Annotated in this window: 12 protein-coding genes; 7 read left to right on the forward strand and 5 right to left on the reverse strand. The window is 52.1% G+C overall.

From position 1 onward, the window contains the following. The first annotated feature begins 19 nt into the window (after positions 1-19). Together E5161_RS15490 and E5161_RS15495 are read left to right on the forward strand one after the other, a co-directional pair. Positions 20-865 (forward strand): aminoglycoside 6-adenylyltransferase, encoded by an 846-nt coding sequence (locus tag E5161_RS15490; protein WP_136778728.1) that lies wholly within the window; start codon positions 20-22, stop codon positions 863-865. Between the two features lie 25 nt (positions 866-890). Continuing rightward, the gene (locus E5161_RS15495; RefSeq protein WP_136778729.1) at positions 891-1,499 is read left to right on the forward strand and encodes a histidine phosphatase family protein; all 609 of its coding nucleotides are present in this window, start codon (positions 891-893) and stop codon (positions 1,497-1,499) included. Here E5161_RS15495 and E5161_RS15500 read toward each other — a convergent pair. From E5161_RS15500 to E5161_RS15520, 5 genes are all read right to left on the reverse strand, one after another. After that, entirely contained in the window at positions 1,432-2,505 is a 1,074-nt protein-coding gene (locus E5161_RS15500; RefSeq protein WP_136778730.1) for a Gfo/Idh/MocA family protein, read from the reverse strand. The two genes, E5161_RS15495 and E5161_RS15500, sit on opposite strands and share 68 nt — an antisense overlap. 137 nt (positions 2,506-2,642) lie before the next feature. Further along, on the reverse strand, positions 2,643-3,389 hold the full coding sequence (gene map / locus E5161_RS15505; RefSeq protein ID WP_136778731.1) for a type I methionyl aminopeptidase: 747 nt from the start codon (positions 3,387-3,389) through the stop codon (positions 2,643-2,645). Positions 3,390-3,502: 113 nt separating this feature from the next. Beyond that, a complete protein-coding gene (yyaC, locus tag E5161_RS15510; RefSeq protein ID WP_136778732.1) occupies positions 3,503-4,108 on the reverse strand; it encodes a spore protease YyaC in 606 nt (201 codons plus the stop codon). Between the two features lie 243 nt (positions 4,109-4,351). Then, positions 4,352-4,843 (reverse strand): C40 family peptidase, encoded by a 492-nt coding sequence (locus tag E5161_RS15515; RefSeq protein WP_246042303.1) that lies wholly within the window; start codon positions 4,841-4,843, stop codon positions 4,352-4,354. A gap of 245 nt (positions 4,844-5,088) precedes the next feature. Further along, entirely contained in the window at positions 5,089-7,476 is a 2,388-nt protein-coding gene (locus E5161_RS15520) for an S-layer homology domain-containing protein (RefSeq protein WP_136778734.1), read from the reverse strand. A 296-nt stretch (positions 7,477-7,772) separates the two neighbouring features. Here E5161_RS15520 and E5161_RS15525 point away from each other — a divergent pair, with 296 nt between their 5' ends. The 5 genes from E5161_RS15525 (at position 7,773) to E5161_RS15545 (ending at position 14,720) form a co-directional block, all read left to right on the forward strand. Further along, entirely contained in the window at positions 7,773-8,636 is an 864-nt protein-coding gene (locus E5161_RS15525) for an ABC transporter permease (RefSeq protein ID WP_136778811.1), read from the forward strand. A gap of 24 nt (positions 8,637-8,660) precedes the next feature. Then, positions 8,661-9,557, forward strand: coding sequence for a carbohydrate ABC transporter permease (locus E5161_RS15530; protein ID WP_136778735.1), 897 nt, complete (start codon positions 8,661-8,663; stop codon positions 9,555-9,557). A 78-nt stretch (positions 9,558-9,635) separates the two neighbouring features. Beyond that, positions 9,636-11,324 carry an extracellular solute-binding protein gene (locus E5161_RS15535; RefSeq protein WP_136778736.1) on the forward strand — a complete coding sequence of 563 codons (1,689 nt, stop codon included), beginning with the start codon at positions 9,636-9,638 and terminating at the stop codon, positions 11,322-11,324. Between the two features lie 73 nt (positions 11,325-11,397). Then, positions 11,398-12,972 (forward strand): response regulator, encoded by a 1,575-nt coding sequence (locus E5161_RS15540; RefSeq protein ID WP_246042304.1) that lies wholly within the window; start codon positions 11,398-11,400, stop codon positions 12,970-12,972. 2 nt (positions 12,973-12,974) lie between these two features. Next, positions 12,975-14,720, forward strand: coding sequence for a cache domain-containing sensor histidine kinase (locus tag E5161_RS15545; protein WP_342773874.1), 1,746 nt, complete (start codon positions 12,975-12,977; stop codon positions 14,718-14,720). Positions 14,721-14,775 lie beyond the last annotated feature (55 nt).

A 14,775-nucleotide genomic window follows, 5' to 3' on the forward strand; every position in this document is an offset into this window, starting at 1 on the left:
GGTGGGGGAGGGTGAAACCGTGCGAAGCGAACGAATGATGTTGGATTTGATTCTTGGATTCGCGAAGGAGGATACGCGGATTCGAGCGGTCGTCATGAGCGGGTCACGCGGCGATCCCACTGCCCCGCGCGATCGTTTTCAAGACTACGACATTGTCTATGTGGTATCCGAACTGGAATCATTCGTTGCAGATCGCAGCTGGATCCAGCGCTTCGGAGATATTCTCATCATGCAGACACCGGACGAGAACAGCCTGGCCGATGACGACCCTCGCGACAGCTTTGCTTTTCTGATGCTGTTCACGGACGGCAATCGCATCGATCTTACGTTTCATCCACTCGACAAGCTGAATAAGCTGCACTTTGACAGCCTGAGCGTTCCTTTGTTGGACAAGGACGGCATTCTTCCTCCTCTCCCGCCGCCGGGCAATCGCGATTATTTGCCTATGCCGCCTACCGCCAATCAATTCTCGGATTGCTGCAACGAATTTTGGTGGGTCAGCACTTATATCGCCAAAGGCCTCTGGAGACGGGAGTTGCCTTACGCGAAAACGATGTTCGAAGGTCCGGTCCGGGATATGCTGATGATGATGTTAACGTGGCATATCGGGATCAAGACCGGCTTTAAGGAGAGTCCCGGAAAGGCCGGCAAATATTTCGTAAAGTTCCTTGAGCCGCGCCACTGGGAGGCATTTGTCCGAACCTACGCAGACGGCGATTACGAGCATATTTGGCAGGCGCTGTTTACGATGTGCGATTTGTTTCGGGAAATTGCTATCGGCGTGGCTGAACATTTTGGCTTTGTATATGCCCTCGACGAGGACAAACAGGTCACGTCTTATTTGAAAGCTGTTCACAGAATGTGAAGGAACCGGCCGAAAGAGGTGCGGCATGAGCGCGAACTTTTATCTGGTGAGACACGCGATCAAAGAAAAGGCGATCGGAGATGTTCCGATCGCGAAAGAAGGCGTGGCGCAAGCTCAAGCGACAGCCCGGTATTTTCGGAGTCTGCCTGTCCAGGCAGTCCTATGCAGTCCTCTGAGAAGGGCGAAAGATACGGCAGCGTTCATCGCTGCCGTATCTTTCGCGCCCGTATCAGAGGATATTCGTTTAAGAGAGCGGGCGAATTGGGGCGATCTGCCCGGCCAAAGCTTTGATGAATTCGTTGCGATGTGGGACAGATGCACACGTGAGCGGGACTTCCTGCCGCCTGTCGGTGATTCTGCCAGACGCGCAGGTGAGCGCCTGTCTGCATGCTTAATGGAATTGGCGGAATCGAGCCGCTATGATTCCGCCTTTGTAGTTGTCACACACGGAGGACTGATCACCGATTTTCTTGTTAACGAATTTTCAGAAGAAGAGCTAGATTTTTGGCAACCTCAATTCATCATCCGCCAAAGCAGTCTCATCCCCGAGTGTTCCATTACAAAACTCATCTATAAGACTGGCTGTTATCAGATTGAGATGTTCGCATCCGTGAATCATTTATCATCACCTTAACGCCTTTGCGGGCGCTTTCGACCGCGCCGAATACCATGGCCATGCTGCGGATATTGTCCCGGCAATCGGTCTCCGCACGTCTGCCTTGCTCGAGCGCATCGAACATCTCGTCCAGGCACCCTGCGTGGAACGTATGGCGCGTTGTAGGTACTTCGGCTTCGACGCGAACGAAGTCGCGGATGAATTTGCCTTCCTCGTCGCCTCGCGCGACGATTTCCGCGTACGGCGGATTCGTACCATCCCATATCGCCGTGCCGCGTTCTCCGGTCACCCGCCATTCGCCTTCCCACGAGGTTTGTGCTCCTTCCGCACTCCAAGAACCCCTGTAACAGAATACGGAACCGTCCGACATTTCAAAAATGCAAACCGCCGATGAGTTGCCTGCGTACCAGGAGCCGGGCGGGTTATATTCGTGGCAATAAACGGATACCGGATCGGCGTCGAGTATTTTGCGTGCCTGATCGAACGTGTGGATCGCCATGTCGAGCAGCAGAGGGTTGTCCATCGCATCGCGGAATCCGCCAAAATGCGGGCCGAGGAAGAAATCGACGCCCGCGTATCCCGGCTTGCCGACCGTTCCGGACCGGATCAAGCCGCTCAGCGCCAATATTTGCGGGTTGAACCGCCGATTCTGCATGACGGCATGCATACGGCCGGTCTCCTCGCTGATCCGGACCATCTCCCGGCACTGGTCTAATGTCTCCGCCAGCGGTTTTTCCGAGAATACATCGCATCCCAGGAGCATGGCCGTGGTCCCTACCTGAAAGTGAGAGGAAGGGATCGTGATGTCGAATACAAGTGTGGCTCCCGACTCTTTCACGGCTTTTTCCACATCGGTATACACCGCGCATGTTAAACCATAGCGGTCGGCCATAGCGGAAGCGGCCTCCGGGTTAATGTCCACGAGAGCCACAATCTCCGCGTTGTCTCGTCCGATCGCGTATTTTACCCATTCGTTCGCCATAGAGCCGCAGCCTGCAACGGCTATTCGATGAGCAGCGCTCATTCCGGATCCCCCCTGAACAATCATAAATACTTTTTCTCGCCTATTATCGTTTATTGTACATGAACTTCATGAGGGGTGGACAACACCAACGCATAAAAAGACGGCGGCTCCGGGAGATGGAGTCCGCCGTTGGTTGTTTACTGTTCGGTCAGGATGAGAGGACCGTCTTTGGTGATGGCGATGGTGTGCTCATACTGTGCCGACAACCGGCCGTCGATCGTTCTGGCCGTCCAGCCGTCCGGATCGATGGTGCATTCGTACGAACCGAGATTGAGCATCGGCTCGATCGTAATGACCATGCCTTCCCGGAGCCGGGGTCCCCGGCCGGGCGGGCCGTAGTGCGGCACCTGCGGATCTTCGTGCATCTCCTGCCCGATGGCATGCCCGAGAAAATCCCTCACCACCGACAATCCGTTCCCTTCCGCGAACGTTTGGATCGCATGCGAAATGTCCCCGATCCGGTTGCCAATGACCGCTTTCTCGATGCCGATATACAGCGCCTGTTTGGTGATCGTGAGCAGATGCTCCGCTTCATTGGAGATATGCCCGACAGCATAAGACCATGCGGAATCGGCCAGCCAGCCGTCCAAGTTCACCACCATGTCGACCGTAACGATATCCCCGTCCCGGAGCGGTTCTTCTTTCGGGAAGCCGTGGCAGATGACGTCGTTGACGGAAGCGCAGGTGGCATAAGGATAACCGTGGTAGCCTTTCTGTTTCGGTGTCGCCCCGTGTTTCTTTAAAAATGACTCGACAAATCGGTCGATTTCCATTGTCGTGATGCCCGGCCGGATGAGCGTCGCAACTTCCCGGTGGCAGGCGGCCAGAATTTCTCCGGCTTTTTTCATTTTCGCGATTTCCTCTTGCGTCTTGATTCGAATCATGAATCTCAATTCTCCTTACCCTAAAGCGAATGTAATCATATTATATGACGTGCGCAACAAAAGAAACCCCTCGCGGGAACAAGGGGCTGACGGGCAACGGCTGTGACGTCGGTTTATCCGTTTTGCGTAACCACGAGGTCTTGCGGAGAGACCTGTCCTCTGGCTGAGGCTGTTACTGCCCTGTATACGCTGCGTGCGATCAAATCTGCCATGCACATGACGACATGAAGGCGAGTCGTTTGAAGCACGAGGTATTCCATGAATCCGGCAACGTTCACCACACCGGAAATATGAATATCCCCTACCGGAGACAGCTCTTTATGCACGCCGGATCCTGGACGGATCGGTCCGCTCGCGATCTGGATGCATCCGATGCTGGCCGGTTGGCCCAGACAGGCGTCAATTCCGATAATGAACGGATGCCGGACATTGCGTCGAATGTGGAGGAGAGACTCGTCCAAATTTTTGGCATGTACCGGTTCCTCGAGTGTACCGTACACGTCAAAAGTATCTGAATGAAATTTTCGCAAAGCCGAACCGGTCAGAGGGCCTAGAGAATCGCCGGTTGACCGGTCGGTTCCCAGGCATACGACGGTAATTCTTGTGTCGGGATGGAGTTCCTCAATGTATCCGCTAAGGCATCCGGCCAGCTGGAGCGAAGCCGTGGGATCGGTGTAAGCCACTTTTGTCGGAGGCAGGTGCGCCGGCATTATTTTCATTTTATCACCTCGGGATCGGAATCGGGGCGCGGAGTGCTTACTATTTCCTACCCAAGTTGTGCAGGTTTGCGCACCCGATCGATCGGAAATTTTTCAAAAGTCTTCGTTATGATACATTATGTATCTCGAAAAGTCTGTCGTTTCCTCGGCCAAGAAAACAATATCCATCGACAAAACGAAGAAGCCCGCGGATCCGGAAGTCGGAACCACGAGCTTCTCTGCTCATGCAAGGTAAATGATGTGTTAAACTACGCGTCGTGCAGTAACATAATATTTTTTGTAATAGGTGGAATTGATGTCGGAAAATTTGACGCCGCCTGCGCCGCCGGTGTGCAGCATTTTGTTATCGCCGGCATAAATCCCGACATGGCCGATACTGCCCGCCCGGTTCGGATCTTTGAAGAAGACGAGATCGCCGATTTCCAGGTCGTTTTTCGGCACCGGAATGCCGATCGTAGCTTGCGACGAGGAAGTGCGGGGCAGCTTGATCCCAATGTAATTGTACACATATTGCGTGAAGGACGAGCAGTCGAACGCGGTGGTCAGGCCGGAAGGCGCGCCGAACCGGTAGGGGATGCCGAGAAATTTCGTTCCTGTGCTGATAATACCTTCCGCCTGAGCCGACGATGCGGCAGCGGCACTTCCTGTATGTGCGAAACCGATGGCGGTAAGAGTCAGGGATGCAAACAAACTGGCGCCGAGGATTTTACGGGCGAGCGGTTTAAACGAAAACACTACGGCTATTCCCTCCATTAGTCATTGATTAGCTTGCGTTGAACCCACATTACCACAAGTTAAACTACCTAAAATTTACCTGTTAGAGTGGAAATGCATGGGGGGACAGGCATGCGTAACCAATATGAGAAATAGATGAGAATTTTTTCACGTAATCCTCTGATGAGTATCAGGCTGCAGCAAATGAAAAAGGGACAACCCCTCGAGTCTAAGAACCCGAGAGATTGCCCCTTTTTTCATGGTGTTTAGGTGATCCGTTGATCCAGTTTGCCCTGCAGGCGAACAAGATTCATCAGCACCGTGGCGGCCTGTGCCTTCGTAACCTTGTGCTTCGGATAGAATTTGTCGGCTTCTCGGCTGAAAAGGCCCAACGAAACCGCGATCGCGACAGCACCTTTATTGGTAATTTGATTCGCGTCCTTAAACGGCAACGGCTGCTGCAGGTAGCCGGCAAGCTTATTGTACTTGACGATAGAGACGAGCAATTCGGCCAGAAGCTCTCTCGTTAACGGTTGCTCCGGCTTCAACACCGGCGTCTTGACCGGATCGAGCCACTTGTTTTGGATAAACCACTGGGAAGCGGCGTAGTAAGGGCTTTTAGCGTCGACGTCCCGGAATTGCCCGGAAGCATCAGAGGAATCCCGGTACGAATAGCTGTTAACGTAACCAGGATTGACCGCGTAGGCCATCATATTTATCCAATCGCCCAACGTAATCGCATCGTCAGGCTTCAGCATGCCGTCCGAATCAAGCTTCAGGATTTGGTATTGCACGAGTGTCTCCAAATCTTTTTGTGCCCAGTGACCTTTGATGTCTTTCGGATACACCATGGGGGCTTCTCCGGAAGAGGCAGTATCCGTAAACGTCGTTCTCCACTGGCCGTTTGAGGCATCCAATACGTATCTGTTCGGGTCTCCGGCGTTTTTATTCTCGCGAATATATACCAGTTTCAGCTTCGGCTTCACGAACTCCCTCTCCGTGTAAAAACCTCCGTACACTCTGTATTGCAGCACATAGGAGGTTTGGTCGCGGTAGAGCTCGGCGGCTTTGTCCTTTGACACCCGGGCGGTCAGCGTTGCCGCGGATTTCTCCAAACCGCCGGAACGCGTGACGTTGTACCCGATCAGCTGACCGGAGGCATCCAACGTGAGTCTTACGCTGTCGTCCACGACCGGTTTGCCGTCGTAATATCGTTGGAACACAAACGTAATGGAATCCTTCGGTTCTTTATATATCGCGCTTGGGTCGGGGTCGACCAACAGGAGCTCCAACCGCGCATCGGGATACAACTCGTTAATCAGCTGCATCGCCTTTGCTTTTGCTTGTTCTTTGTTAATCGTCGCTTGAACTTTGTCCTGATCTTCATCTTGTGATTCCTGCCAAATCGGGCGGAAACCGTCGATCGTGAACTCGAGCAGCTGGCCGGTTTGCGCATCGACAGAAGCCGTGGTCTGTTTAGGATACGGAGACGGCGACTTCATCTGCTCTGACCATTGAAGGCGCCAAATTTTCCGGTTGGCCGTTCCCGACATCCCGTATTCATTCCGGTCGAGAATACTTGAGGAGAGACTGCGGTTTTCCGGAATTCGGAGCACCTTTTGCACCGCCGCAGCCGCTTCGTCAGCCGTCAAGAGGGAACCGGCTCCGGTTCCCTTGGCAGGGGCAAACACGCTGCCCGCCGCAGGAATATCAAGATACTTGACCTCTTTCGGTTGAATGGCTTCGCCGAAGCCGTTCAAAATTTCTCCGGTTTCAGCATCGACGCTCATTTCCGTAAGAAGCGGCGGCGCCCAGCCGAGGAACCAAGTTTTGTCGCGGCTATTGGAATCGTATACCGGGATATATTGCAGCATCAGATCCGCGGCATCAAAATACTTCTGCCGGGCTTGGTCCATGCTCAATTTTGGAGCGGCCGGCGGATAGGCTCCCGCGAACTTATTCCGATGGTAACTCACCACCTGTCCATTGCCGTCCATGGAAACATAAACGACTTCAGATGATGATTTGATTCCGTTTACGAATACGTTGAAGTTAAAATCATAGCGCACCGGACCGAACAACGCCTGTTTGTAGTACTTCATCTGGTCCGACGGCGCCAAACTGCCTGCAGGAAGAGCAGGGGCAGCTTTGCCGATGAACGCTTTTGCGAGCTTGAGTGCATCCTCTTTGGAAACTTTAGGAGGATAGTACACTTCGTTGCCTTCATCAAACGGATAGAAAAGTGAGGTTTCCAGCAGTTCGCCGGTCAGGGAATCCACCGCGCTGTTGAAGCCGTAGCTGCTCGTTCCCTTGGTGTAGTTCCATTGAATCGTCCACACATTCGGGTTGCCAGGCGGGTAGCGGTTGGGATTTCCCAGTTGAACGTCCTGAACCTGGGCGCCGGCAAGCTGGGGGAACAGTGACCGGACTTTGGCAACGGCTTCATCCTTTGTGATCTTAGGCTCGGCCGGCTTCTCGAAATCCGCCGTGTCCGCCGCCGTCGACACACCTGCGCTCGACGAAGCAAACATGACGCTTGAGGAAGCGGCGAAAGCACCGTTTTGCATGAGGAACAGACTGAGCGCCGTCATGACCACGATGGCCTTCCTCTTCAACCGCTTACGTTCTCTCCATTCCTTTTTCACATCATCCATCCTTTTCCTCTCAATTTACAAATAATTCCTCTCTATTATAACGGTTGAACTCCGCAAAAGTTGAGACGGCTCAAAAAGAAAATTGTTCGAAACGCCAATCCGTGAAATGTATCATTTTTAGTTGAATCCTCCCATAGTAAAAGCGTTTTCATTCCTATACTATTTCACTATGTACATGATAGCCGGGAGGGATCGCGTTGTCGGAAACCACAGTCGAAGTTCTGCAGGCCGTGCCCCAAAAACGGTTACGAGCCCGCACCATCACGCGCTTCTTCAAACAATGGGATCTCCAGCTGATGGTGGTTCCCGCGATCATCTTCATCTTCATTTTCAGCTATATCCCGATGTACGGCACTTTGATGGCGTTCCAAAATTACAACATTTTTAAAGGCTTTTGGGACAGCCCGTGGGTAGGATTTAAGCATTTCGAAATGTTTTTCCACTCCCGGGATTTCTGGCCGGTCATGCGGAATACGCTCGTGATCAGCCTTCTCAAACTGCTCATCGGATTTCCCGCCCCGATTCTTCTCGCCTTGATGCTTAACGAAGTCCGGAAAATGGTGTTCAAACGGGTCGTCCAGACGATCACGTACTTGCCGCACTTCATGTCTTGGGTCATCGTGGCCGGGTTCACCATCTCGATGCTTTCAACCGATAACGGCAGCTTCAACATTATGCTTCAAAAATTGAGCCTGATCGACGAGCCGGTCAACTGGCTGTCGGCTTCGGAATATTTTTGGACCATTCTGGTCAGCACCAACGTTTGGAAAGATATCGGTTTCGCTTCCATTATCTACCTGGCGGCTATTGCCGGAGTCAACCAGGATATGTACGAAGCGGCCGCCATTGACGGCGCCAACCGGTTGAAGCAAATGTTCCTGATTACGCTTCCGTCCATTTTGCCGGTCATCATCATCTTCATGATCTTGGCCATCGGCAATTTGCTCAACGCCGGATTCGAAGACATTTTGCTGCTCGCCACGAACCCTGCTCTTCGGGACGTATCCGACGTGCTGGATACTTACGTGTATCGGATGGGCATTCAAAGCTCCAGGTTCTCCTATGCGACGGCTGTCGGTTTGTTTAAAGCGATCATCAGCGTCATTCTTCTTACCATTGCGAATCTGCTGGCCCGCAGAACCGGGAACAGCTTATGGTAATCCACACGAAAGCGGGGGTTGTAGATGCATCACTACACGTTCGGTGACAGGGTATTGTCCGTCACGATTTATATCCTGCTGACCCTGCTGGCGTTCTCGACCTTCTATCCGTTCTGGAACGCGCTCGCCATCTCGTTTAATAACGGTTTGGACACCTCGCTCGGCGGGATCACGTTCTGGCCCCGGAAGTTTACGCTCGAAAATTACAACATTGTATTTCAGGACAAACGGCTTTTGAACGGTTTCGTGATCGCGCTGCTCAGAACGGCCGCCGGTACGGTGCTCTCTATTATTTGCACCGCCATCTTCGCTTACGGTATGACCAAACGCGAGCTGATCGGCCGGAAGTTTTATATGGTTTTCGGCATTATCACACTGTATTTCAGCGGCGGTTTGATCCCTTACTATCTGCTCATCAAAGATCTTGGCTTGCGGGATAGCTTTTGGGTCATGGTCATCCCGGGCGCCATCAGCGTCTGGAATATGATTATTTTCCGCACCTTTTTCATGGGGCTTCCCGCCGGCTTGGACGAATCAGCCAAAATCGACGGATGCGGGCACTGGGGCACTTTTTTTCGCATCGTGCTGCCGCTTTCGGGTCCCGTTCTCGCGACGTTGTCGCTGTTTACCGCCGTTTATCATTGGAACGACTGGTTCACGCCCGGAATCTACATTACCAAACAGAACCTGCTCCCTATACAGACCATGCTGAAGCAGATTCTGAATTCCAATATCATGACCGAGCAAATGGCCCAGTTGGATTCCGCCGCGCAAGGGGCAGCGAGCCGAATGAGAGGCATCACGACCAAATCGCTCTCCATGGCTACGATGATGGTGGCGACCTTGCCGATCGTCATGGTGTATCCTTTCGTCCAAAAATATTTCGTAAAAGGTGTTTTGGTAGGTTCCCTGAAAGAGTAGAATCCGTTGCACGTCACGTATGGTGTTTGAGGCTTTCGGGCCTTTAAACATATATAAGCTCCAAAACAAGAGAGGGGAATGCAAAGCATGAAGAAGCTGCTTTTGACTTCGGTCGTGGCGGTCATGGTGAGCGCTACGGCACTGGCCGGATGCTCATCCGACAAAGGTACGAAGTCCGCCGGGCAAGCATCCGGAACACCACCCGCCAGCTCCGCAGGCGCACCGGCCAGCCAAGCCGCCGCCGGAGACAAGTTCGAGCTGGGATCCGAACCGCTGGAATTCACCTTTTACGGCAACTACGACTGGTATACGATGCCGAATTGGGGCGATGACCTCGCCACCAAATGGATCAAGGAAAACAAGAAGATTAACGTCATCCCGGTTCAATCGGGCGGCGACGCCAAAACGAAATATAACACCATGATCGCTTCCAACGACCTCCCGGACGTGATGTGGATGGAACGCGGCCCGGACGTAGAGAAGCTGCGCCAAGCCGATATGCTGGTTCCGTTCGACGATTACCTGGACAAGTATCCGAACCTGAAAACTTGGCTGGGTGATGCCGGCATCAACATGCTCCGCTCCGAAGACGGCAAGCTGTATCAGTTCCCGAACTGGTACACGAACCAGCCGAACGGCAACGCCGGTTATGTAATCAACAAGAAAATTTACGAGGAGCTTGGCTCTCCGAAGCTGGAAACGACGGACGATCTGTACAACTACCTGAAGTTAGTAAAGGCGAAATATCCGAAAGTCGTTCCGTTCGAAAGCGGCTTGGCCAAGGACGGCGCAGCACTGGACGTTCTGTACTCCGCTTTCGGCGAAGATCATTTTCCGACCTTCGTCGCAAACCGCGCTGTTCCAAAAGACGGCAAGTTGACGTCGATTTTCACCGACCCGGTGTTCCGCGAGTCGATGCAATTCGCGAACAAGCTGTACCGTGAGAAATTGATGACGCAGGACGCGCTGACCCAAACAAGAGACCAGTACAAAGAGAAAGTGTTGAACGGTCAAATTGCTGTGTTTGCAGATTCAAGTCCGACGGAATTCGGCGATATCGGCAACGTGACGCTGAAGGCGAAAGACCCGAAGGCCGGCTATTTCATGATTTGGCCGATTCACAAAGAAGGACTTGACAAAAATAAGATTTTTCCGGGTTCTTACAATCAGTTGGGTTGGAACGTGAGCGTCATCACAAAAGCCGCCAAGGATCCGGAAAAAATCTTCGCGTTCCTCGACTGGTTTACGGGGCCTGAAGGCCAGCGCACGATTTTCTGGGGACCTCCCGGACTGTATCAAGACGGCGGAGAAGGCGGTCCGGACGGATTCGCCAAGTTCACGGATAAATATGTAACGGATCATGAGGGCCGCGATAAACTGATGAACATCACCAACAGCTTCCAATGGAACGGCAACACGGTGTATATTGACAAGTCGAAAGCCGCATTCGAAGCGTCGCTGCCGGAAGATAGCAAAAACTGGGCGACGAAATGGCAATCCGAGATTACCTGGAAAACACAGGCAAACTCGACGCAGTACATTAACCTTTCACCGGCTCCGGACAGCGAGGAAGGCATCATCTGGACTCAGCTCGACGAAATGTTCAAGGAAGTACGCGCGAAAGCGCTGATGGCGAAGAGCGAAGCCGATGTTCTCTCCATCTTCGACAAGGCGGAATCCGACGCGCAGGCGATGGGCTATGAGAAAGTGCTGTCCTTCATGACGACCAAATGGCAGGATAACGTGAAGAAAATGAACGGTAAATAAAGCACATTCTCCAAAACAAGGGCAAAGGGTATACTTAACGTATACTCTTTGCTCTACTCTATTTTCGGAGATGATGACCATCTACAAGGTTTTACTTGCCGATGACGAGAGGCTGGACTTGGAAGGAATGCGCCGGTTCGTCCCCTGGGATGAGATGGGGCTTGAAGTCGTGGATGCCGTGAACAGCGGCTTCGCAGCGATGGAAGTGATAAAGCGGGAAAAGATCGACATTCTTGTCACGGACGTCCAAATGCCGAACATGACCGGACTCGAACTGGCCGGCAAAGCAAGAGAATGCTGGTCGGATCTCAAAGTGATTTTCGTAAGCGGTTACCAAGACTTCCATTATGTCAAACAGGCGATTTCCATGAATGCGGCCAGCTATGTGCTGAAACCGATGGACGACCGTGAGCTGATCGATTCTTTGCGGAAGATTACGGACGAATTGAATCAGGAACGAAAACAGCGGGAGACCGAAGCCGCTTACCGGCAAATGGTCCCGATGGTCAAAAACGAATTGCTGCTGCAGCTGCTGGAGGGCTCGTTCGATCCCGAGACGTTGAAAGTGTTGAGCGAGCAATACGGTTTCGGCGATATCGGATGGCCGGCCAACGTCGCCGTGCTGGAGACCGACGATTTGTCCTGGAAATTCAGTTCCGGTCAAGATATAGATAAATCCGCGCTGCTGAACGAATATTCGCTTGATTTGGTTCGGATCTCGGAAGAGAGGGACGTCGCGTGCGTCTGGAGAATCGCCAAGTACCGATGGGCGCTTATTTTGGGCAGCGCCGCTCCTTCAACTTTTTTGAAAGATTTGATCACCTACACCAAGGAACGGTATCCGTTCAGCATTACGATCGGCTTCGGGGAACCGGCGAAAGACGTTGCGAACATCCAATTCTCGTACGCCCAGGCTCTGCAGGCGCTCGAATATAAAATGTTTCAAGGCAAAGGCAAAGTAATCGACTTTGCGGAAGTACGCCTGGCCGAGACGGATCAAACGGAAAATCTCAACATTCAATTGGACATCTTATTCGAAGCCATGTCCGGATATGAACTTGTCAGGATACACGACGAGGTCGACGCACTGTTCCGGCTTGGTGTCAATCTGAAGTCGAAGTGGTCGGTTCATAATTTTGCGATGTATATCTTATTGAAATTGGAAAACTATTTACAGACGCAGAACGAGGATTTGTTCAAGCTTCTCGGCATGGACTTCAAGAGTCTGGACATCATTCGGCAATTCGAGACGATCGACGATATTCGTTCCTGGCTTGTGCATCGAATTTATGAAATTTCGGAAACGCTTTACCGCAAAAAGCAGAATAAGAACTGGAAACTGATCCATGAAGTCGTTGCGCATATCCAGAGTCGGCTCCGCGAATCGATTACGCTGCGTGAGGTAGCGGAGCATTTTGAATTTTCTCCGAATTACCTGAGTCATTTGCTGAAGAAAGAAACGGGAAAAGGCTTTAACGAATATGTGATTTCTCTTCGCATGGAGAAGGCCTCTCAGCTGCTGCGCGATACCAAGCTCAAGATTTATGAAGTGGCGGATCAAGTCGGATACCGCTATATGCCCTATTTCAGCAAGCAATTCCGGGATACATACGGAATGACGCCCGTCGAGTACAAAAGGAGACATTAACCGTGCGGAGGTTTGTTCAGTTCGGCTACAAGCTGATGTTCTCCTATGTTGTCTTCATCACGATTCCCGTACTCGTCGTCGGGTATTTTTCCTATTCCATTTTCAACGAATCGATACGGAATCAGACCCAAGTCAACATCCAAGGCACGTTGAAACAGATGGAGGACAACATCGCCTATCAGCAGGAGGATATCGAGCGGGTTGTAGATGTCCTCTACAGAGATGGAACACTTGCCAAACATCTGCGAAGCTATCAGCCGGGATGGGAAAAATACTATGCGCTCACCGAATATTCGCTGCCGAAATTTCGTACGGCTCTCGAGACCACGACGCAAAATATTTGGTTATCCGTGTACGTGCACAATGAACTGATGCCGGAAATCTATCATGATTACGGGGCGGCGGATCCGCTTTTGAGAGAAGCGCAACTGCTGGACATATACAATATTCGACGAATTGCCGACAAGGATTGGTACCTTCATTTTCCGAAAGAAGAGTACGGAACGACCAAACAGTGGCAGCAGATCGAAGATGACGAACGGTTTCGCAGAGTCTCCTTTATTCGCCGGCTGGTAGACGTACCGTTCCCGCCACAAATACAGGAAGTCGGGTTCATGCGCGTCAGCGTGCATTTATCCGAGTTGTTTCAAAGCGTCGATCATCATGAGATCGGAAAAAACAGCGCGCTGGTCGTGGCGGATGATCGTGGCCGGGCGATCTATTCCTCAGGAGATCCCTCCGCTTTACAGGGAATCGATTGGAATCAATATACGGCGAGCGACCGGTTGATCATTCGTCAGCCGCTGCCGGGGCTGCCTTTTCAGCTCATTGCCTCCGTATCGGCCGACATCCTGGAGAAGGACGCCCAAAAGGTGACGACGCTGACAGCGGTCGTCTGTCTCATTTGCTTCCTGGTATTCTCGGTGGTGGCCGTCTTCATTTCCCGTTATTTTACGAAACGCGTAATGAAGATAGTGGCGGTGCTGAAAGCGTTCCGGGAAGGTGACTTCCACAAAAGGCTGTATTTGAAAGGGAACGACGAATTTTATCATATTGCTCAGGCTTTGAACGAGATGGGTCAAAATACGCATCAATTGATCGAAGAAGTGTACGTGACGAATCTGAAAAAGAAAGAAGCGGAGCTGGAATCGCTGCAGGCGCAGGTGAATCCGCACTTTCTTTACAACACGCTCTCGTCCATCAGCCGACTGGCCAAATTCGGCGAGGTGGAGAAGCAGCATCAAATGATTATGAATCTCGCGACGTTCTATCGCTTGTCTTTGAATGACGGGCGGATGATCATCCCGGTCGGCAAGGAGCTGGAGCAGGCGCAGGCCTACCTGGACATTCAGAAGGTCAAATACGAAGAACGCCTAAGCGTGCAGTTCGATATCCAGCCGGAAGTGATCCGGTATGATACGATGAAATTGATTTTGCAACCGTTCTTGGAAAATGTGTTGAAGCACGCCTGGTGCGCGGATCGGATTCATGTCCGGATTACCGGAGAGCTGTCGGGGGATACAATCGTCTACCGCATTATCGACGACGGCGTCGGCATGACGGCTCAGCGGATTCATGAGATATTGGACCCGGAGGAGACGGGAAAGTCCGGATACGGCGTTCGAAATGTGGATCAGAGGATCAAGCTTCATTACGGTAAAGATTACGGGGTAAATGTTTACAGCCGCCCCGGAATCGGAACAACCGTCAGGATCACGATTCCGGCAGTGTATCGAACCCCCGCTTAAGCGAAAAAGACCCCTTTGCAGGGGTCTTTTTCATGGATACAGGAACAGGCGGGGC

Source organism: Cohnella pontilimi, assembly GCF_005049045.1.
In the GTDB taxonomy this organism is placed as follows: domain Bacteria; phylum Bacillota; class Bacilli; order Paenibacillales; family Paenibacillaceae; genus Cohnella; species Cohnella pontilimi.

Excerpts from the sequence above, each read along its gene's own strand:
- E5161_RS15535 (WP_136778736.1), top strand. The coding sequence starts at position 9,636 with ATGCAAAGCATGAAGAAGCTGCTTTTGACTTCGGTCGTGGCGGTCATG.
- E5161_RS15530 (WP_136778735.1), top strand. The coding sequence starts at position 8,661 with ATGCATCACTACACGTTCGGTGACAGGGTATTGTCCGTCACGATTTAT.
- E5161_RS15495 (WP_136778729.1), top strand. The coding sequence starts at position 891 with ATGAGCGCGAACTTTTATCTGGTGAGACACGCGATCAAAGAAAAGGCG.
- E5161_RS15525 (WP_136778811.1), top strand. The coding sequence starts at position 7,773 with ATGGTGGTTCCCGCGATCATCTTCATCTTCATTTTCAGCTATATCCCG.
- yyaC (WP_136778732.1), bottom strand. The coding sequence starts at position 4,108 with ATGAAAATAATGCCGGCGCACCTGCCTCCGACAAAAGTGGCTTACACC.
- E5161_RS15540 (WP_246042304.1), top strand. The coding sequence starts at position 11,398 with ATGACCATCTACAAGGTTTTACTTGCCGATGACGAGAGGCTGGACTTG.
- E5161_RS15500 (WP_136778730.1), bottom strand. The coding sequence starts at position 2,505 with ATGAGCGCTGCTCATCGAATAGCCGTTGCAGGCTGCGGCTCTATGGCG.
- map (WP_136778731.1), bottom strand. The coding sequence starts at position 3,389 with ATGATTCGAATCAAGACGCAAGAGGAAATCGCGAAAATGAAAAAAGCC.
- E5161_RS15520 (WP_136778734.1), bottom strand. The coding sequence starts at position 7,476 with ATGGATGATGTGAAAAAGGAATGGAGAGAACGTAAGCGGTTGAAGAGG.